At 62.3% G+C, this 356-nt stretch carries 1 pseudogene; it reads left to right on the plus strand.

Annotated features, from left to right (window positions below):
- A pseudogene (locus tag AB4Z42_RS28530) lies at window positions 1–201 on the plus strand (polar amino acid ABC transporter ATP-binding protein); the annotation flags it as partial.
- Window positions 202–356: the final 155 nt, after the last annotated feature.

A 356-nucleotide genomic window follows, 5' to 3' on the forward strand; every position in this document is an offset into this window, starting at 1 on the left:
CTCGTAGTCATGCGCGAACTGGCGCGGGAAGGCATGACGATGCTGGTGGTGACACACGAGGTGCGTTTCGCTCAGGACGTGGCTGACCGCGTCGTATTCATGGAAGGTGGCGTGGTAGTGGAAGATGCGCCTCCGCAGCAGTTCTTCCGCGGCAACGACAATCCTGGCGTGCAACGGTTTCTGAATCTCATTGCGAGTTGAGCCKGCGCTGGCCGCGACACGCGGGAGGAGATCGACCCGCCAGGCGCCGCCAGCTCAGGGCTTTCTCCCCTTGACCGCCCCTGCCTTCACCTTCCACCGCGAAAACACCACATCCAGACACTCCAAAGACGTACACGCATCCCGCTGCTTGCGGA

This window comes from Mycobacterium sp. 2YAF39 (assembly GCF_052114565.1).
Lineage (GTDB): Bacteria > Actinomycetota > Actinomycetes > Mycobacteriales > Mycobacteriaceae > Mycobacterium.